Here is a 1,122-nt window from a genome sequence, read left to right on the forward strand (position 1 = left end):
GTGCCGTTCCAGACACTGCATAACAGACGCGAGCACACAACTTTGCGACAATCCGAAATCGTCTCAGCAACAACCACACAACAAAAGTGGCTTTTTGTGTTGAACATCGGCTAATTAGTACCGGTCACCTCCATCACTCACATGACTTCCAGATCCGGCCTATCAACCCCATAATCTATAGGGAACCTCAAAAGAAACCTCATCTCAGAACAGGCTTCCCGCTTAGATGCTTTCAGCGGTTATCCCTCCCATACGTAGCCAACCAGCCATGCCACGGGCGTGACAACTGGCCCACCAGAGGTATGTCCGTCCCGGTCCTCTCGTACTAGGGACAGCCTTCTTCAAGTTTCAACGCGCACGGCGGATAGAGACCGAACTGTCTCACGACGTTCTAAACCCAGCTCGCGTGCCGCTTTAATGGGCGAACAGCCCAACCCTTGGGACCTACTCCAGCCCCAGGATGCGACGAGCCGACATCGAGGTGCCAAACCATCCCGTCGATATGGACTCTTGGGGAAGATCAGCCTGTTATCCCCGGGGTACCTTTTATCCGTTGAGCGACACCGCTTCCACAAGCCGGTGCCGGATCACTAGTCCCTACTTTCGTACCTGCTCGACCTGTCAGTCTCACAGTCAAGCTCCCTTGTGCACTTACACTCAACACCTGATTGCCAACCAGGCTGAGGGAACCTTTGGGCGCCTCCGTTACACTTTGGGAGGCAACCGCCCCAGTTAAACTACCCACCAGGCACTGTCCCTAACCCGGATCACGGGCCGAGGTTCAGATGCCCAATCCGATCAGAGTGGTATTTCACCAACGACTCCACAACCACTAGCGTAGCCGCTTCACAGTCTCCCACCTATCCTACACAAACCGAACCGAACACCAATACCAAGCTATAGTGAAGGTCCCGGGGTCTTTTCGTCCTGCCGCGCGTAACGAGCATCTTTACTCGTACTGCAATTTCACCGGGCCTGTGGTTGAGACAGCAGGGAAGTCGTTACGCCATTCGTGCAGGTCGGAACTTACCCGACAAGGAATTTCGCTACCTTAGGATGGTTATAGTTACCACCGCCGTTTACTGGGGCTTAAATTCTCCGCTTCGACCCAAAGGATCGACC

The 1,122-nt window shown here is 54.2% G+C and carries 1 rRNA gene; it reads right to left on the reverse strand.

The window, feature by feature from the left end:
- Nucleotides 1-93: 93 nt before the first annotated feature.
- Nucleotides 94-1,122, reverse strand: a 23S ribosomal RNA gene (locus MHX52_RS10325); the annotation flags it as partial.

Origin of the sequence: Corynebacterium sp. ACRQJ (assembly GCF_022346045.1) — a bacterium.
Taxonomy (GTDB): Bacteria; Actinomycetota; Actinomycetes; order Mycobacteriales; family Mycobacteriaceae; genus Corynebacterium; species Corynebacterium evansiae.